Consider the following 17508-nt stretch of genomic DNA (forward strand, 5'->3'; position numbering starts at 1 on the left):
TTGATACTCGTTCAGTTGTTGTCTGCCGCAAGCAATCGGCTGGCTGCCTGCAGGGCAAGTTCGTAGCCCTGGGCGCCAAGCCCGGTAATCACGCCGACGGCGATATCGGATAGGTAGGAGTGTGCACGGAAGGGTTCCCGCGCATGGACGTTGGAGAGATGCACTTCGATGAAGGGGATTGCGACCCCGGCAAAGGCATCCCGCAGCGCGATGCTGGTATGGGTGAAGGCGCCCGGGTTGATGATAATGAAGCCGACCCCCGCGCTACGCGCCTGGTGGATCAACTCTATCAGTTCGTGCTCGGCGTTGCTCTGATGGAAGCGCAGCCGATGGCCCTGGGCCTCGGTCAGTTGCTCCAGGTGCTGGCGGATATCTTCCAGGGTATCGTGACCATAGATCTCCGGCTCGCGGGTGCCGAGAAGGTTCAGGTTAGGGCCGTTCAGTACCAGAATGGTCGCCATCGTCTCGAGTCATCCATAGGAGTTTGTGTGATGCCCGGCGGAACGTCCCATAACAATGCAAAAACCACTGGGTCTCCAGTGGTTGGACGGAATTGCCGAATTCATGCGGATTTTGCAAAAGTCCAGTGGTTTTGTCCAGTTTTATGCGCAGTTCCACACCAGATCGTTGCAAGATTTGGACGCTTTTTGGCCTCACGACGGCGCTTGGAGGATCCAAAGCCTGTTGCCGTATGGCGCCGAATTATATGCCTGATCAGCACGCTAGAGTAGTGGCATGATCACTTCATGCAGTCGCTCTTCTGCCAGCTCGCCATAGTGAGAGAAGACTAGCCTACCGGCACGGTCGAACAATGCGGTGAAGGGCAGCCCCTGAAAACGGTTGCCGAGCCCGCGTGCCAGGGCGATCTCTGACCTGCCGCCGAGCAGCAGCGGATAGTTGATCGCCAGCTCCTGGGCGCGCTCCCTGGCCGGCTGAGGCAGGTCGAGGGTGATGCCAACCATTTGTAGGCCACGCTCGCCCAACTCGCGTTGCAGCCGGACCAGCCCCGGGATCTCCCGCCGGCAGATCGGATTCCATGCCGCCCAGAAGTGCAGTACGACCACCTTGCCTGACCAGTCGCTGCTGGCGATGGGTTCTCCCTGCAGGTTCGCCAGTTGCAGTGCCGGCAGCTGGTGGATGGTGATCGGTCCCTGGTGTGGATTGGGTTCAATGGCCAGCCTGGTTGGCTGCTGCAGTGTCCGCAGCCCCCACCAGCCAGCCAGCAGCAGGGCCGCGATCAGCAGGGTCTGCAGGGCGCGGCCGGGTGTGCTCAGCGGATCGCCTCGGCGACGTGGGTGGCGAACTCATCGGCGCTTTTGAATCCGACGACTCGGAAGCGTTTGCGCTCTGTGCCATTGCTGCCGTAGAAGATGATTGCCGGCGGTCCGGGCAGGCCGAAGTGGCCCTGCAGCAGTGCCTGGTCCGTCGCGTCGTTGGCGGTGACGTCAGCCTGTAGCAGCAGCACACCGTCGAGCGCGGCGATGACCTTGGGGTCGGCGAAGGTGTACTTCTCCATCTCCTTGCAGGAGATGCACCAGTCGGCGTAGAAATCGAGCATCACCGGCCTGCCTGCGGCACTTGCCTGGGCCACCTCTCGCTGCAGGTCGGCCAGGCTCTTGATGCGCTTAAATCTGAGCTCCTCGGTATGGCCGGCAGCCGCGCCACCGGACGCTACCAGTCCACGCAGTGGCTGCAGGGTATCTTTACCACCCGCCGCGGCACCTATCAGCAGCAGTGCGCCGTAGATCAGCAGCACCATGCCAAGCCCCTTCCATAATTTCTGCCAGCCGCCGGCCTCGATCTCCAGATGGCGCAGTGCACCCATGTAGATGGCAGAGACCACCAGCAGCATGCCCCACAGGAACATCGCGATGTCAGCGGGGATGATGCGCTCCAGCATGAAGATGGCAACACCCAACATGGCGACGCCGAACACCGCCTTGACCGTATCCATCCAGCGGCCGGCCCTGGGCAGCAGCTTGCCGGCGGAGGTGCCGATGGCGATCAGCGGTGCGCCCATGCCCATGCTCAGGGCAAATAGGGCCAGACCGCCAAGCAGGGCATCGCCGGTCTGACCGATGTAGATCAGCGCGCCGGCCAGCGGCGGCGCCACGCAGGGCCCGACAATTAGTGCGGAGAGAAAGCCCATTATCGCGACCCCGGCCAGTGAGCCCCCCCGCTGCTTGTTGCTGATCTCTGAAAGGCGGCTCTGCAGGCTGCTGGGCAGCTGCAGTTCGTAAAAGCCGAACATGGAGAGCGCCAGCAGGACGAACACCAGGGCGAAGGTGGCGAGGACCCAGGGGTTTTGGAAGGCGACCTGCAGGTTCTCGCCGAACAGCCCGGCCAGTACCCCGGCTAGGGTGTAAGTGAGGGCCATTGCCAGCACATAGACCAGAGAGAGGGTGAAGGCCTTGCGGGTGGTGATCGTGCCGCCATGGCCGGCGATAATGCCAGAGAGGATCGGGATCATCGGGAAGATGCAGGGGGTAAACGCCAGCCCCAGCCCCATCACGAAAAAGAGCCCGATCACCAGCAGGGAGCTGCCGCCAGCCAGGGTGGCGGTGATCTGATCGACCTCAGAGAGTGGGATGCTGCTCTCGGCAGCTGCCGGTGTCGCGGCAGGCGTGACCTCTGCAGGTGCGGTCTCCGCTGCTGCAGCCTTGCTTATTCCCGGCAGGGCCAGGGTGAATTCGCGACGCTGCGGCGGATAGCAGACGCCGATCTCGGCGCAGCCCTGGTAGCTCGCTTCCAGCACGATCTCGGTGGCCTCGGTGTTGCTGCGCGTGAGCGGCAGCAGCAGTTCGATCTGGTCGTGATAGACCGCTACATCGCCGATCGTCCCGTCTGGGGTGGGTGAGTCTTTCTTGATCTCAGGCTCGGGCAGCTGATAGTCGCCGAGGGCGACACCGTCCGCCTCGATCAGCGCCAGTTTGATCTTGTCGTGGTAGAGATAGGTGCCTGGGGCGATCTCCCAGCGAAGGCGCAGCCGGCGGCCATCCTCGACGATGGCTGCGAGTTTGTAGGCCTCTTCGGGCGGCAGCAGTTCGCCACCCTCATCGTTGGCAAACAGGGGGGCAGTGGCGGCAGTTTCGCCGAGTAGGGGAAGCGGCGCGGGTGAAGCCTGCTGCGCTACGGCAGGCTGTGGCGCCAGCGCCAGCTTGATCTCCTGGGAATGGGGCGGGAAACAGATGCCGAGATCGGCGCAGCCCTGGGAGCGGGCCTCCAGGGTGATGGTTTCAGGGGCGCCTGGGTCGCGCTTGATCGGGATGCGTGCGCTAGCGTGGCCCCGGTAGATCGCCACCTCGCCGAAGAATTCGTCCTGCTTAATCTTCGCTTCGGAGAGTTCCGGCTCGCCCAGCTCGATGCCCACCGCGTCGCTGCTGAAGCGGAGCTTGTCGCGGTACATGTAGTAGCCGTCGGCGATCTGCCACTCTACCAGCAGGGTGTCGGGGCCGTCGCTGCGGGCGCTGATCTGAAATGCCTGATCCGGCATCAGTAGTTCGTCTTCAGCCCAAGCAAAGGGGGCGAGCAGCAGCCCCAGCAGGGTGATGATGAGGAAGGTCGTTATTCTATTGTTGTGCATTGCTCCACCCAGTTGAGATAGTCATCGAGCCCGCTTTCTACAGGGACTGCGATGATCTCTGGAAGTTCATAGGGATGTGATGCCCGGATTGCAGCTTCCATTGCTGGGTACTGCTTGGTTGTTGTTTTGATCAACATCTGCAGCTCCTCTGCCGTTTCCAGTTTGCCCTGCCATCGATAGATGGAGGTGACTGGCGCGCTGAGGCTGACGCAGGCGGCAAGCCGCTGCTCCACCAGCTGTTGCGCTAGACGCAGGCCGGTCTCCCGGTCGGGTACGCTGCAGAGGCTGAGAAGCACCGATGTCGACATCGGGGAAAGATACTCTAAAAAGGGGCGGGGTGACAGCGTCCGCGGGGCTGCTGGCGGGTGGCGCGGGCTTGTCCTGAGTTCAGCTCGAGCGTACCCTGCTGCGGCATGAATCCGTTACTCATATTCCTACTGCTGTTTGTTGGCATCCCACTGGTCGAGCTCTACTTTCTGATCCAGGTCGGCTCGCAGATAGGCGCCTTTGCCACCATCTTTCTCACCCTGCTGACCGCCCTGATCGGCGGTGCGATGGTGCGTCTGCAGGGCTTTTCGACGCTGATGCGGGTGCGTGGGGCGATGGAGCGTGGCGAGGTGCCCGCGATCGAGATGATGGAGGGGGCGGTGCTGCTGGTGTGCGGTGTACTGCTGCTGTTGCCTGGTTTTGTCACCGACTTTGTCGGCTTCATCTTTCTGGTGCCGCAGTTGCGCCGCTGGTTGATCAGCAGTGGGCTGCAAGGGGCCGGGGTGATGCGGCCGGTGCAGCGCAAACCCCACTCCCCACCCGGTCATCAACGCACCATCGAAGGCGAATGCCGGCGCGAGGATGACCGGGAGGATGACTGAGCAGGCTGCTGTTCTGTCTGACTGCTACTGAAACGCCGGTAGTCGATCCAGCCGCTCGTCGATCTTCTTCAGCATGGCGTGGTAACGCGGGTCATCGACGCTGCCGAAGCGGCGTTCGAACTCCCGTTGCGGCATCTCGTCCGGCAGATCAGAGACCTTGAGGAAGAACGCCGCCTCCTGCTCGGCCCGGGCCAGCACCGCCTGCGCCCGTGCCGCACTGGCGGGGTTGAGCAGCTGCTCCGCCAGTCGCACGCCAGCCCGGTTGGCGGCGATGTCGCTGAAGCTCAGGCCGTAGTCCTTGCCGCGGGTGTCGTAGACCTCCTTGAACTCACCGATGGCGAAGCTGATCTCGCTGTCGCCCAGCATCTGCATGGTAGAGGAGATGAAAACGTGCTGCACCATGTCGTGACGGCCGGCCAGTACCACATTTTTGCTGCGCTCACGGCACTCGGTCAGCTCGCCGGTGCGGTAGTGGCCGAGGGCCCGCTCAAATCTCGGGCTGCCGAGAAAGATCCCCAGCGCCTGCAGCGCCGCTCGGTTCTCCTTCACTGCACTGGCGCCAGCAGCAGTGCGTTTGTTGGCAATCTCAAACAGCGGTGCGATGTAGGCGGTGGCGGAGGTGTCGATGGCGTGGGGATAGAGTTGGTCGAGTTCGCAGAGCTTGGCGAAGTAGAAGCGCAGTCGCTCCGGGCTGACGCCGGCGCGCTGCTGGGCGACCTGGCGGAAGGTCGGCTTGAGCCACTGCTTCAGATTGGGCAGGGGCTGGAACACTGCGGTGACGCGATCGCCCTGGATGTCCACCGACTGGATCGCCTGCAGGATCGCGCTGCTCTGTTCGTCCTTCATCATCGCCTGCAGCAGGGTCTCGACCAGCTTCAGGGCGAGGGGGCCGGGAATCTCGGTCTGGCCTACATAGACCGGTGCCAGGTGCAGACCGTAGTCTGATGGCACCACCCCCGCCCGGATGTTGATGAACCTGCCAAAAGGATTCTCCGGCAGATCCAGGGTGAAGCGCAGCTGCGCCTCTACTGGGGTCACATTGGCCTCGCCGTGCAGCCGGTGAATAGCGCGAGCTGCCACCGCCAGCATGCCGTTGAGATCCTTCTCGCTGAGGACGATGGTCTCAGTCTGCGCCTCGGACTTGAGCTTCTTGCGCAGGTCGCTTAGCTTGGTTTTGGCCCGCACCGCCGCATCGGTGTTCATGCGCTGGGTTTCGCCCACCAGCGGCAGATCTTCGCTGATCGAGCTGAGGCTGCCGAGCATCAGCAGCGGGATCGCCAGCAATAGCAGCAGAAACAGCAGACCAAACGGAAAACGGAAACCCTTCTTTTTTCTTTTAGCCATAGTTGCGACAGATTATTTTGGTGGACCGGGTTATCCGCGGCATGTTAGCAGGGGTGAGGGGGTTCGCCAAAAAAGGTGAGGTTGGCCCTAACAAGTCTAGGCTTCATGTGTCTGCAAGTGGCCATGGTTGCCTGATCCCGGATGTTTGTAACTGGGGGATGCTGAAGCCCTGTCAAGGACGATCCTGGAAGAATTGATATCTGTTGTGTGATGTATTTATAGCTTTTACAGGAATTAAAGTCTTAATGGAAAGGATTCCATGCCCCACAGTATCGATACGGAAACAGAGCCAGATACTGGCCTTGCCTGCCTCGCCCTGGTCGCCCGTTTTCATGGTCTGCCCGCCAACCCCGAGCAGATCGCTCACCAGTCAGGCAAGCCGGGCGAACCCTTCTCTAGTGACGATATCCTGCGGGCCGCCAGGCGACTTGGGCTCAAATCACGGGCGATCCAGAGTAATTGGCAGCGGCTGGCCAAGACCGCACTGCCCGCCATCGCCCGTCACAACGACGGCCACTATTTCATCATCGCCGGCTATGAGGGAGAGACGGAGAGGCTGCTGATCCAGGATCCACTGGAGAGCCGCCCGCTGACCCTGCCCAGAGAGATCTTCGAGGCCGCCTGGTGCGGTGAGCTGATTCTCATCACTAAACGCTCGCTGTTGCCGGGCCAGGGCAGCCGCTTTGATTTCAGCTGGTTCATCCCCGCCATCGTTAAATACCGCCGGCTGCTGAGCGAGGTGCTGCTGGCCTCCTTCTTCCTGCAGCTTTTCGCCCTGATCACGCCGCTCTTTTTTCAGGTGGTGATCGACAAGGTGCTGGTGCATCGGGGCATGACCACCCTGGATGTGCTCGCCATCGGCCTGCTGGCGGTGTCGGTCTTCGAGGTAGTGTTGGGTGGTTTGCGCACCTGCCTCTTTTCGCATACAACCAACCGCATCGACGTGAGCCTCGACGCCCGCCTCTTTGACCACCTGCTGCGTCTGCCGCTGGGCTATTTCCAGGCCCGTCGGGTGGGGGATTCGGTGGCCCGGGTACGGGAGTTGGAGACGATCCGTGACTTCATTACCGGATCGGGCTTGACGGTGGTGATCGACCTCTTTTTCACCCTGGTCTTCTTTGTGGTGATGTACAGCTACAGCCCGACCCTGATCTGGGTGGTGCTGGGGGCGATCCCTTTCTATCTGCTGCTGTCGCTCTTTGTCACCCCAATACTGCGCAGCCGGCTCAACGAGAAGTTCGCCCGGGGTGCAGAGAACCAGGCCTTTCTGGTGGAGTCGGTGAGCAGTGTTGAGACGCTCAAGGCGATGGCGGTAGAGCCGCAGATGCAACGCCGCTGGGAGGAGCAGCTTGCCGCCTATGTCAGCGCCAGCTTCCGGGCGGCCAACCTGGGCAATATCGCTGGTCAGAGCGCTGGCCTGATCAACAAGGTCACCACCGTGTTGATCCTCTGGATTGGTGCCACTCTGGTGATGAAGAACGAGCTCAGCGTGGGCCAGCTGATTGCCTTCAACATGCTCGCCGGGCGTGTCAGCGGGCCGATCCTGCGGCTGGTGCAGCTCTGGCAGGATTTCCAGCAGGCCGGCATCTTGGGGGACATCCTCAATACCCCACCGGAGCCGGGCTACAATCCGGGGCGCGCCACCCTGCCGGCTCTCAAGGGGGCGGTCCATTTCGAACAGGTCGCCTTCCGCTACGGCCCGGATCGTCCCAGGGTGCTGGATGGCATCGAGCTGCAGATAGAGCCAGGAGAGGTGATCGGCATTGTCGGCCGCTCTGGTTCCGGCAAGAGTACCCTCACCAAACTGATCCAACGGCTCTATGTGCCTGAGGCCGGCCGGCTGCTGATCGATGGAGTCGATTTGGCCCTGGTGGAGCCGGCTTGGCTGCGCCGACAGGTGGGGGTGGTGTTACAGGAGAACCGCCTGTTCAATCGCACGGTGCGGGAGAACATCGCCCTGGCCGATCCGGCGATGCCGATGGAGCGGGTGGTGGCCGCCGCGCAAGAGGCGGGAGCCCATGCCTTCATCCTCGAACTACCGGAAGGCTACGACACCCTGGTGGGCGAGCAGGGCAGTAGCCTCTCCGGTGGCCAGCGTCAGCGCATCGCTATCGCCCGTGCTTTGGTCACCAATCCTCGTATCCTGATCTTCGACGAGGCGACCAGTGCGCTGGATTACGAGTCGGAACACATCATCCAGCAGAACATGCGTCAGATCTGCAAAGAGCGAACCGTCTTCATCATCGCCCATCGGCTCAGTGCCGTGCGGGATGCCAACCGCATCATCGTCATCGACAAGGGGCGGATCGTGGAGCAGGGCAGCCATCAACAACTGCTCCAGCAGGCCGGCATCTACGCCCAACTTCACGCCCATCAGAGTGGCCGTCAGCGCGAGGTGCAGGCCTGATGAGCGATACGCAGCACTATCGCCGGTCGGATGAACAGGCCTTCCTGCCGGCGGCGCTGGAGGTGCGCGATACACCGCCATCCCCTATTGGTCGAGCGATCAGCTGGAGCCTGATGCTGTTCTTCCTGCTGGCGGTGATCTGGGCGCTGATCGGTCGGGTCGATATCGTCGCGGTGGCCCAGGGGCGGATCATCCCCAGTGGCCACAGCAAGCTGATCCAGCCCCTGGAGAGTGGCCGGGTGATCCAGATCCATGTGACAGAGGGCCAGACCGTCAAAGCGGGTGAGCGGCTGATCGAACTCGACCTCACCACCACCCAGGCGGAGCTGGCCAGGCTGAGGCAGGAGGCCGCGCAACTCAAACAGCGTCAACGCCGCCTGCAACTGTTGAGCGAATGGATTGCCGCCCCCAAGGCGCACCAAGACCCGGTGACTGCGGGGCTCTCTAGCCTCGAAAGTAACCTGCTGCAGAGCCAATGGCGCGAGTATCGGGAGCATCTCGCAACCCTCAAGAGCGAACTGGCCCGGTACAGGGCCGAACGTGACACCCTGGAGCAGCAGATCGCCAAGCTCGCCGCCACCCTGCCTCTGATCAGCCAGCGTGCCGACGACATGCAGACCCTGCTCAAGACCAACGCGGTGGCCCGCCACAAGGTGCTTGAGGTGGAACAGGAGCGGATCAGTGCCCAACATGATCTGGCCACTCAGCGCAGCCGCAGAAGGGAGTTGCAACAGGCGGTGGCGGAGTGGCAGGCGAAGATCCGCCAGGCCCGTAGTGAATTCCAGCGCCAGACCCTCGACCAGTTGAGCGAAATCACCCGGCAAGCCAATGCGATTACCCAAGAGATCATCAAGGCCCAGGTCCGCAATTATGCACAGACCCTCACGGCACCGGTGGACGGTGTCGTGCAGCAACTCGCCATCCATACCATCGGCGCCATCGTGACCCCAGCTCAGGAGTTGATGCGCATTGTGCCCTCTGCTGAGCAGCTCGAAGTCGAGGCTCTGATCGAGAACAAAGATATTGGCTTTGTCGAGGAGGGCCAACGGGCTGAGGTCAAGATCGACGCCTTCCCCTTCACTAAATACGGCACCATCGATGCCGAATTGACCGACATCTCCAACGATGCGGTGATGGATGAGACCAAAGGCCTGGTGTTCAAGGCCAGGGTAGTGCTGGAAAAGACGACAATTCAGGTGGGCAAGCGGTTGGTCAGGCTCACGCCGGGGATGAGTGTCACGGTGGAGGCCAAGACTGGCCGGCGACGGTTGATTGAATATTTTCTGGCGCCTTTGTTGAAATACAAACAAGAGAGTGTTCGCGAGCGGTAATAAATGGTCGATATTAATGGCGGTGAAATATATGTGGAGATCGTAATGGGTAAATCAAAGTTATCGAAAGACAAAAGGAGACGGGTGGAATTGATATTTTCATGTGCATTCTTGTCAGTTGCGCTGAACCAGTTTCTGGATTACCTGACACCAGTTCTGGATCTTGAGGAGATGGATGTTCGGTCTGGTGTTGTAAAGGAAGTAAGGCAGGCGTTGCGAACAGGTTGTGGTGATGTATTGGTTTTGCAAACCGAGGATGGAGAGGAGGTTAAATATGATGTGTGTCTAGATAAAACAGAGGGCAGTGAAGTTGCCAGCCGGCCGGTGACAGTATGGAGTCAAAGAAAACAGTCAATGTTTGGGTATCTGGATCATATCTATCAGCTACAGATGGATAAAAGGCTAGTAATTAATTATGGGCCTACAAAAAAACGTAGGATTTCAATGAAGAAATATTGGGATCCGTGGTTTTTGTTGGTTGTTACACTGGTTGGCGTGTCGCCGTTAATAAAGATCGGTTGGGAGTATTTCATGGCAGCTCGATGCAAAACACATGGTGCTAATGAGTTTCAAGGAGATAAAAAATGACTGCAAAGCTAGAGCCTGAATTTGTTGCGCAAATAAAGTCGGCAATAGGTGTGTGAGAAACAGGGGACAGACCACGGTTGTCAGCCAAGAAAACCGTGGTCTGTCCCCTATTCTCGAAAAGCTGTTCGATAATCGTTCAACCTACACCAGCTATGTCAGCTTCAATCGCGGTTCCCGCTTTGAGAGAGATGGTCGAATGATTGTCTGGGGGCTGAATGACAAAGATTCACGGACTTTCTGTGGGCTGATGAAGAATTTTATGTGGAAGGGCTATAGCGGTGAGGTTAGGTGCGTTTTTGGGCGAGGGATATAGAAGGTCAGCATATTTGATATGACTGTCGAGGTTAGCAATGAAGCATAAAATAAAAAAGTGGATTGATTTTATATTGTTTGGTGGTGTGTCGGCATTAGGAAGAGAAGGTCTGCGATGCCTGCGTTGGGACGGGTCAGTGTTAGCTCTGATATGGATCCTGTTTTGTGTGGCTGTCGTCTATTCTGTGCCAAATTCGGTTAATCCAGAAGGCGTTGTTATTAATGGATTGACTCAATTTGTAACGAGTTGGAATAGATCAGTATGGATTACAGCTCAGTATTCATTGTTTCCCAATGTGAGTCTGGTTGCGTCTTCAATTATGTGGCTTTGCTTTCCGTTCTGTCTCCTGATGTTTGTGAAATATAGAAATGAATTGTTCCTGTGTAATGAGGTGCGGCGAAAAAGTCTTGAAAAAAAGGTTGTTTCGCTTCAATGGATTTTATTCTTGGGTGTAATTTTAATGGTGTATTTAGGGGTGTGGTTATTAGGTGATCCTGGTCCAGGTGGGGTTTTTAAGGGGCGTGGAGTCAATGATGTGGTGGGGCGATTGATGACGCGAACAAAACTTGGGCTTGCTGTGCATGTGGGTTTTTGTCAGGCGTTACTTTGCACTTTTATTGCTGGAATTTTGGCCCATCAAAAGATTCGTAATGAGATGAAGTCAAGGAGTGAGAATGATGAATGATGATCAAGGGTATGCATATGGAGAATATGTGAATGATTTGGCGGCATATATGAAGGATGCTACGACATATATGATGGGATATATGTCTCAAAAGGATCTGCGAAATGGGATTGATTCTGCACATCTAGATGCAGAGGCTACAGCGAGGGCGTTTGAACGATCAGCTAAAAATATGGCAAATCGTTCAGGAAGCGGGGCAGGTGCAAAAAGGGCTGTATGGGATGCTGCTGCAAAGCAGGCAGGAGGCTGGGCGGACGAGGCCAGAAACTCGGGTTCGGTGGATGCTTTTTGGAAGAAGATGGATTCGGCATTAAAACCATTCGTAGGAAAGATGGGGGCTTATGGACTTGCGCTGAATGCTGCTTCACTTGCTGAGGCATATCAGGATGGGAAAAGCAATGAGGTGCTAAAGGAGCTCGCGAAAATCGGTTCCGGAATAGTGATAGGGGCATTGGTTACCATGTCTTTAGCGGGAGCGTGGCCTGCATATGCAGTTGCGGGAGCTATATGGGTGGGTTCTCTTGCAGTAGGAGAGCTGATTGATGCCTATTGGCCAGATATTGATAATGATGTTGCCCATAACTTTCTTCGTGGAAAAGGTGTCCGTAACAACGATCCATTAGCCCTTGATCTTGATGGCGATGGCCTCGAAACAAGTCGCTTCTGGGGCTGGAATAATCTGGTCACCTTTGATCACGATGCCGATCGCATCAAAACAGGGACCGGCTGGTTGGATGCCGATGATGGCTGGCTGGTGTTGGACAGGAACGGAAATGGCCTGATCGATTCAGGCCGTGAGTTGTTTGGCGACAATACACTCCTGAGTGATGGCTCAAAAGCCCGTGATGGATTTGAGGCGTTGGCGCAACAGGATTCAAACGGTGATGGCAATATCGATGCCTCAGACTCAGTCTATTCAAAGCTGCGCGTCTGGCAGGATCTCAACCAGGATGGTGTGTCCCAGGATAACGAGCTGAAATCCCTGGAAGAGTTGGGGATCGACTCGCTGGGTACAAATGGCAAGAAGACCGATATCCCGCTGGGTAATCTGAATCATCTGATTGCAGATGGCGAATTCACTCGAAGTGATGGCAGCAATGGCCAGTTGGCGGATCTCAATCTTGCGCACTCTAATTTCCTTACTGAATTCGTGGATAAGATTGAGTTGACTGATCAGGCCAAGGCGCTGCCTGAGATGCGGGGTTCCGGTCTTGTGCGCAGCTTGCGTGAGGCGGCAAGCCTCTCACCCGAGTTGGCGCAGATGCTTGAACGCTACAGCGAAGCCACTACCCGTGATGAACAGATGGCGATGCTGGATGAACTGCTGCTCAAATGGAGTGAAACCAGCACCATGGCCACGATGTTTGAGCGGGCTCGCAGTGAGGGTTTTGCGGTTATCTACAAGCTCGGAAATTTGGATGAGGTTCCTGATCTAATTGGACTTGCCAGCGCCTCTAATTCCCAGCTTCCAAAAACCCCAAAAGGTTTGAGTGACTTTCTCGCCGAAGCCTACTCGTCAGAGACTCGTGCCGAATACCAACGCTGGTTTCGCATGATTGGCGTCATGGAGCGTTTTAATGGTGAGGAGTTCATTGGTTTTTCTCGGCCACCCAGAAGCAATCAAACGCCGCTCAGTCTAACGGCATCTGGAGGGAAGATAGACCGTTTTGGACAGGCGGGAAGTACAGGTCGGCTGAACTACAACACCATAATCACTGAGATCAATCTCAGGGCGCAGCAGCTGGAACAATTGGAAAAGGGTTATGAGGCACTCAAAGAGTCGGTCTATTTTGGGTTGGCCACGCAAACCAGGCTGAGTCATTACCTGGACAACATTGAAATAGCACTCAAGGATGGGGAGCTCGCGCTTGACTTTGGTGTGCTTGAATCTCAGCTGGAAGACGCCTTCGATAAAAATGCGCAAGCAGGCAGTTGGGACTTCTATGACTTCACAAGGGCCTATGGAAAGGAGTTGCAACAGGCCGGATGGAATATTCCAAACTTTCTGAGTGGATTGTTGACAGATCATGAGATGGATGACGCATCGATCGAGCGCATTCGACAGACAGGCTATCTGCTCGATGGGAATAGTGGTAATGACTGGCTAAAATCCTCTTCGGCAGCATTGGTCCGTGGACTTGATGGACGGGATGTCCTCAATGGCAGTGCAGAAGCGGATGTCCTTGAGGGTGGAGATGGTAATGATTGCCTGTTTGGTGGTGACGGAGATGACATCCTTACCGGCGGCAAAGGCAACGATTGGCTGAAGGGTGACCGTGGTGTTGATACCTACCGATGGAGTCTTGGTGATGGAGATGATGTTATCGAAAGAGCCTCATCAATCGACATCCTGGAGCTTGGGGCAGGCATCAATGCATCGGACATTAGGTTGCACCGTGAGCATGGCAATCTGGTAATTTCGTTTGCTGATCATGCGGGGTCTATTCAGATTAATGAACATTTTCGTGGAAATGGCCGTGACCGTTATGCCCTGGGCAGCATCAAATTTGCTGATGGTTCATCCATCAGCGCACAACAGATGTTCGAGGAAGTCGTAGTCGCTGGTGGTGGAGGCCGCGATTATCTGAAAGGAAGAGAGTTCAATGATCACATGTTTGGCTTTGCGAGTGGTGATTGGATATATGGAGAGGGGGGTGATGACCTTCTCGATGGCGGGCTTGGCAATGATCAGATTTACGGGGGGGCTGGCGATGACATCCTCATTGGAGGAGAGGGAGATGATCGTCTGTGTGGCAACGGGGGCGTGGATCGGTATCGCTGGGACCGTGGTGATGGTAGAGACACCATCACCCGCGCCGGTCGTTCGGACCACATTCAATTTGCCGACTCTATCTCCCAACAAGATCTCTGGTTCAGCCGTTCTGGCAACGACCTGCTGATCGACATGTTTGGAGACTCAGGCTCTATCAGAGTCAGCAATTGGTACCGAGGTGAGGCCTACCATGTCGGTCGAATCGAGACGGCAGATGGTGTACTTGAACACACGCGGGTGGAGCAACTGGTGCAGGCGATGGCGGTATTTTCCCCGCCGGCTGGATCTGAGTTGAGATGCGCAGGGCAGAGGGAGGATCAGCTGCAGCCTGTGATTGCAGCTGCTTGGGAGGCGGCCTGATCTTACCTATCGGTCTGGACCAAGGGCACTGGCCTTGGTCCAGCCGATTGAGAAGGCCGTCTTCCCAGTCAGTGGCCTGAGTTGAAATACTCGTAATAGATTCGCCTTGCTCAACACCTGCTCCGGCGTTCCCTCGGCGACCAATCTGCCCCCATCGATCAGCAGCAGCCGCTGGCAGTAGTGGGCGGCGAGGCGCAGGTCGTGCAGCACCAGGGCGGCGCTGCCTCCATTGCTGCAGTGGTCGGCGAACAGTTGCATGATGTCGAGTTGGTGGGCCGGGTCGAGGGAGGCGACCGGCTCGTCGGCGAGTAGGATCGGTGGCTCGCCGGCGAGCATGCGGGCGATCATCACCCGCGCCCGTTCGCCGCCGGAGAGCTGGTCCACCGGCCGATGACGCAGTTCAAGCAGCCCGGTCTGGCGTAGCGCCCGCTCCACCGCCAGCCGGTCGGCCTCGGCGGGGGGCTGCCAAGGTGCCAGGTGGGGCAGGCGGCCGAGGGTGACCAACCGCTCAACGCTGATCGGCCAGTGGGTCGGGCTCTCCTGGGGGAGATAGCCAACCGCCCGGGCTCGCTGCCGGGGGGCGATCTGGCTCAGCACCTCATGGTCGATCCAAACCTGCCCGGCATCGGCCGGCAGCAGCCCGGCCAACAGCCTGAGCAGGGTACTCTTGCCGGCGCCGTTGGGGCCGATGATGCCGATCAGTTCTCCCGCCTCGAGCCGGCAATCGACCCCCGCCAGGATCTGTCGCTCACCCCGCCGAAATCCCACCCCCTTGGCTGTCAGCTGGCTCATGGCTGCTCGCTCCGGCTCTTCAGGATCAGGTGCAGAAAGAAGGGGGCGCCGACCAAGGAGGTGACCACCCCGACCTTCAGCTCCGTCTGGGTCGGCAGTAACCGCACCGCGATGTCGGCTAGTAGCAGCAGGATTGCGCCGCCAAAGGCGCTGGCAGCGAGCAGGCGCCCCGGCTGATGGCTAACCAGGGGTCGCAGCAAGTGTGGTACCACCAGCCCCACAAAGCCGATGCTGCCGGTGATCGAGACCGCTGAGCCCACCGCCAGCGCCACCGCGGTGAACAGCCGCCAGCGCAGTCGCTGGAGGTCGATGCCGAGGGAGTGGGCGGTCTCCTCGCCCAGGGTCAGCGCATCCAGGCCGCGCCCGCTGCCCGCCAGCAGCAGCCAGCCGAGCAGCGTGCCGGGCAACAGCAGCCAGAGGTCGTCAAGGCTGGTGTTGGCCAGCGAGCCCATCATCCAGAGCACGATCTCCTGCACCGCATAGGGGCTGGGGGCGAGGTTGAGCAGCAGCGAGATCAGCGCCAGTGCCAGCGCGTTGACCGCCATCCCGGCGAGGATCAGGGTGAGGATGCTGGCGCTACGCCCGGCCAGCAGCCAGACCAGCCCGGTCGCCGCCAGCGCCCCAACGATGCCGCCCAGCGGGAAGATGCTGGAGAGGCCGAAATAGAGCAGCACTACCGCGCCGAGCGCCGCGCCACTGGCGCTACCGATCAGGCCGGGGCTAGCCAGCGGATTGCGCAGCAGCCCCTGCATGGCGGCGCCGCAGAGCCCCAGAGTGGCGCCGGTGACCAGCGCGATCAGGCTGCGTGGCAGGCGCACCTCGGTGAGGATCAGGCCATAGACTCCGCCCTGATCCGTGACCATCTCGGCGAGGGCTTGGCTGAGGGGGATCGATTGTGCGCCGATGGTGAGGGAGAGCAGAAACAGCAGCCCGCTGCTGGCCGCCAGCAGTGGCAGCAGCCAGCGTTTCTCTGGTTGGAGATTGGTGTTCACAGTTGTCGCTCCCGGTGGAGAGCCTCTACCGCATCGACAAACATCGGCCCACCACAGATCCAGTGTTTGAAATCGACCACCGTGAACGGCTCCTCCGGGCGCAGGGCGCGGAGCGCGGGGTGCTGCAACAGGCGTTCGGCACGGGATGCATGCTCGCTGGAGACCGGTGAGGTGAAGATGCGTTTGGGCTGTGCCAGCAGCAGGCGCTCCAGATCGATGGGCTGAAAGCCTTCAATGTCCGCTTCCGCTGCCAGGTTGCGCCAGCCCGCCAGCAGCAGGGCGCTGTGCTGCAGAGTGCCGAGTCCGGCGGTGTATCCGCGGGGTTGATAGAAGATGGCGCCGGGTGGTTCGCCATCGTGACTGATATCGAGGTTCGCCAGCCGTTGCTGCATCTCGTCGATCATCTGCTGCGCGCGTGCCTGCTGGCCGAGCAGTTGCCCCATCTTCTGAATGTTCTGTTGGATCGCCGCTAGGTCATTGGCTGTCGGGATCACCTCCACCCGCAGACCGAAGCGGCGCAGCGCCTGTAGCAGGCGCGGATCGCTGTAGGGGCTGGCGAGGAGTAGATCGGGGCGTAGCGTGAGCAGTTCTTCGATGCGTGCATGGTTTTGCGGCAGTTGCTTGGCTGCCTCGGCGACAAAGGAGTTTTCCGGGCGACTGGCCAGGTGGCTCACCGAGGCGATCTGCTCCGGCTCGGCCAGCAGCACCAGCAGCTGGTCGCTGCAGAGATTGATTGAAACCACCCGCTCGGGCGCTGCGCCAAAGGCGTAGGTACAGACTGTCAGCAGCAGCCAGAGCAGGGTGGTGAAGGGAGCTGATTGGTGCAATGGATATCGGTCGTTAGGGAGTCAGAGAATTCTGCCGAGTGCCGCGCAAGCGGGTGAGGCTGGTATCATAACCGATCGCCCTTGAGCCGCTGTATTGTTTGTCCAAGTGCCCAGATCCATCCACGGCTCCCGCCCGCCGGATGAGTGGTTTTGCCAGTCGCGGCCAATGCTAGACTTGTTCCCTTGACTCTCCGTTTTTTGTCCCTATTATTAGCACTCAGTCGAGGCGAGTGCTAACAGCGCTTGCCTCGGATAATTAGAAAACCAACCATTATAAACCCAATCAGGAGAATACACTCGATGAATATTCGTCCGTTGCACGATCGTGTGATCGTTCGTCGTATGGAAGAAGAGCGCACCAGCCCTGGCGGTATCGTGCTGCCCGATGCTGCCACCGAAAAGCCCATGCAGGGCGAGATTCTTGCGGTTGGCAAAGGCAAGATCAACAACAACGGCGAGGTCACCCCGCTGGATGTGAAGGTCGGCGACAAGGTGCTGTTTGGTAAATACTCCGGCACCGAGGTCAAGGTCGATGGTGAAGAAGTACTGGTGATGCGCGAAGAAGACATCATGGGTGTCATCGAAGGCTAAAGCCAGCTATCAGGCACGTGTCGAGCGCCGCTGGCGGCCGCTCCACGCTCCCC

At 58.8% G+C, this 17508-nt stretch carries 15 protein-coding genes; 7 read left to right on the forward strand and 8 right to left on the reverse strand.

What is annotated here, in order from left to right; translation table 11 throughout:
• Positions 1-11: 11 nt before the first annotated feature.
• The 4 genes from aroQ to cutA all read right to left on the reverse strand — a co-directional run bounded on the left by aroQ (position 12) and on the right by cutA (position 3891).
• Positions 12-461: a type II 3-dehydroquinate dehydratase gene (gene aroQ / locus L0Y14_RS01435; protein WP_005961910.1), complete on the reverse strand. Its 450-nt coding sequence runs from the start codon at positions 459-461 to the stop codon at positions 12-14.
• Between the two features lie 261 nt (positions 462-722).
• Entirely contained in the window at positions 723-1274 is a 552-nt protein-coding gene (locus L0Y14_RS01440) for a TlpA family protein disulfide reductase (RefSeq protein ID WP_320415590.1), read from the reverse strand.
• Entirely contained in the window at positions 1271-3583 is a 2313-nt protein-coding gene (gene dsbD, locus L0Y14_RS01445) for a protein-disulfide reductase DsbD (RefSeq protein ID WP_006475831.1), read from the reverse strand. The genes L0Y14_RS01440 and dsbD overlap by 4 nt, the downstream gene beginning before the upstream one ends.
• Entirely contained in the window at positions 3565-3891 is a 327-nt protein-coding gene (gene cutA / locus L0Y14_RS01450) for a divalent-cation tolerance protein CutA (protein ID WP_005961916.1), read from the reverse strand. The genes dsbD and cutA overlap by 19 nt, the downstream gene beginning before the upstream one ends.
• Positions 3892-3996: 105 nt before the next feature.
• Between cutA and L0Y14_RS01455 the strand changes: the two genes are divergently transcribed.
• Positions 3997-4452, forward strand: coding sequence for an FxsA family protein (locus L0Y14_RS01455; RefSeq protein ID WP_006475830.1), 456 nt, complete (start codon positions 3997-3999; stop codon positions 4450-4452).
• A gap of 24 nt (positions 4453-4476) precedes the next feature.
• Here L0Y14_RS01455 and L0Y14_RS01460 read toward each other — a convergent pair whose 3' ends face one another.
• Positions 4477-5796 carry a hypothetical protein gene (locus L0Y14_RS01460; protein ID WP_005961920.1) on the reverse strand — a complete coding sequence of 440 codons (1320 nt, stop codon included), beginning with the start codon at positions 5794-5796 and terminating at the stop codon, positions 4477-4479.
• Positions 5797-6055: 259 nt separating this feature from the next.
• Here L0Y14_RS01460 and L0Y14_RS01465 point away from each other — a divergent pair, with 259 nt between their 5' ends.
• From L0Y14_RS01465 to L0Y14_RS01485, 5 genes are all read left to right on the forward strand, one after another.
• On the forward strand, positions 6056-8203 hold the full coding sequence (locus L0Y14_RS01465) for a type I secretion system permease/ATPase (RefSeq protein ID WP_251859239.1): 2148 nt from the start codon (positions 6056-6058) through the stop codon (positions 8201-8203).
• Entirely contained in the window at positions 8203-9534 is a 1332-nt protein-coding gene (locus L0Y14_RS01470; protein WP_006475649.1) for an HlyD family type I secretion periplasmic adaptor subunit, read from the forward strand. The genes L0Y14_RS01465 and L0Y14_RS01470 overlap by 1 nt, the downstream gene beginning before the upstream one ends.
• A gap of 3 nt (positions 9535-9537) precedes the next feature.
• Entirely contained in the window at positions 9538-10122 is a 585-nt protein-coding gene (locus L0Y14_RS01475; protein WP_040820055.1) for a hypothetical protein, read from the forward strand.
• Between the two features lie 350 nt (positions 10123-10472).
• The gene (locus L0Y14_RS01480) at positions 10473-11120 is read left to right on the forward strand and encodes a hypothetical protein (RefSeq protein ID WP_138921922.1); all 648 of its coding nucleotides are present in this window, start codon (positions 10473-10475) and stop codon (positions 11118-11120) included.
• Entirely contained in the window at positions 11110-14253 is a 3144-nt protein-coding gene (locus L0Y14_RS01485; RefSeq protein WP_006475648.1) for a calcium-binding protein, read from the forward strand. Before L0Y14_RS01480 ends, L0Y14_RS01485 begins: the two co-directional genes overlap by 11 nt.
• A gap of 6 nt (positions 14254-14259) precedes the next feature.
• Here the strand turns inward: L0Y14_RS01485 and L0Y14_RS01490 are convergent, their stop codons facing one another.
• Genes L0Y14_RS01490 through L0Y14_RS01500 form a run of 3 tightly spaced genes read right to left on the reverse strand, consistent with a single transcriptional unit; the run spans position 14260 to position 16864 of the window.
• Positions 14260-15045, reverse strand: coding sequence for an ABC transporter ATP-binding protein (locus L0Y14_RS01490; protein ID WP_006475647.1), 786 nt, complete (start codon positions 15043-15045; stop codon positions 14260-14262).
• A complete protein-coding gene (locus L0Y14_RS01495; RefSeq protein WP_005960859.1) occupies positions 15042-16037 on the reverse strand; it encodes a FecCD family ABC transporter permease in 996 nt (331 codons plus the stop codon). Before L0Y14_RS01495 ends, L0Y14_RS01490 begins: the two co-directional genes overlap by 4 nt.
• Complete coding sequence (locus tag L0Y14_RS01500; RefSeq protein ID WP_005960858.1) at positions 16034-16864, reverse strand: ABC transporter substrate-binding protein; 831 nt, start codon at positions 16862-16864, stop codon at positions 16034-16036. The genes L0Y14_RS01495 and L0Y14_RS01500 overlap by 4 nt, the downstream gene beginning before the upstream one ends.
• A gap of 300 nt (positions 16865-17164) precedes the next feature.
• On the opposite strand from L0Y14_RS01500, the gene groES reads away from it, so the two are divergent.
• Positions 17165-17455 carry a co-chaperone GroES gene (gene groES / locus L0Y14_RS01505; protein WP_005960857.1) on the forward strand — a complete coding sequence of 97 codons (291 nt, stop codon included), beginning with the start codon at positions 17165-17167 and terminating at the stop codon, positions 17453-17455.
• The last annotated feature ends 53 nt before the right edge of the window (positions 17456-17508 follow it).

The organism is Candidatus Endoriftia persephonae, assembly GCF_023733635.1.
GTDB lineage: Bacteria > Pseudomonadota > Gammaproteobacteria > Chromatiales > Chromatiaceae > Endoriftia > Endoriftia persephonae.

What these genes read in the sequence shown, in the direction of transcription:
- L0Y14_RS01465 (WP_251859239.1), top strand. Translation starts at nt 6,056, where the DNA reads ATGCCCCACAGTATCGATACGGAAACAGAGCCAGATACTGGCCTTGCC.
- dsbD (WP_006475831.1), bottom strand. Translation starts at nt 3,583, where the DNA reads ATGCACAACAATAGAATAACGACCTTCCTCATCATCACCCTGCTGGGG.
- L0Y14_RS01480 (WP_138921922.1), top strand. Translation starts at nt 10,473, where the DNA reads ATGAAGCATAAAATAAAAAAGTGGATTGATTTTATATTGTTTGGTGGT.
- L0Y14_RS01490 (WP_006475647.1), bottom strand. Translation starts at nt 15,045, where the DNA reads ATGAGCCAGCTGACAGCCAAGGGGGTGGGATTTCGGCGGGGTGAGCGA.
- aroQ (WP_005961910.1), bottom strand. Translation starts at nt 461, where the DNA reads ATGGCGACCATTCTGGTACTGAACGGCCCTAACCTGAACCTTCTCGGC.
- cutA (WP_005961916.1), bottom strand. Translation starts at nt 3,891, where the DNA reads ATGTCGACATCGGTGCTTCTCAGCCTCTGCAGCGTACCCGACCGGGAG.
- L0Y14_RS01485 (WP_006475648.1), top strand. Translation starts at nt 11,110, where the DNA reads ATGATGAATGATGATCAAGGGTATGCATATGGAGAATATGTGAATGAT.
- groES (WP_005960857.1), top strand. Translation starts at nt 17,165, where the DNA reads ATGAATATTCGTCCGTTGCACGATCGTGTGATCGTTCGTCGTATGGAA.
- L0Y14_RS01455 (WP_006475830.1), top strand. Translation starts at nt 3,997, where the DNA reads ATGAATCCGTTACTCATATTCCTACTGCTGTTTGTTGGCATCCCACTG.
- L0Y14_RS01475 (WP_040820055.1), top strand. Translation starts at nt 9,538, where the DNA reads ATGGTCGATATTAATGGCGGTGAAATATATGTGGAGATCGTAATGGGT.
- L0Y14_RS01470 (WP_006475649.1), top strand. Translation starts at nt 8,203, where the DNA reads ATGAGCGATACGCAGCACTATCGCCGGTCGGATGAACAGGCCTTCCTG.
- L0Y14_RS01460 (WP_005961920.1), bottom strand. Translation starts at nt 5,796, where the DNA reads ATGGCTAAAAGAAAAAAGAAGGGTTTCCGTTTTCCGTTTGGTCTGCTG.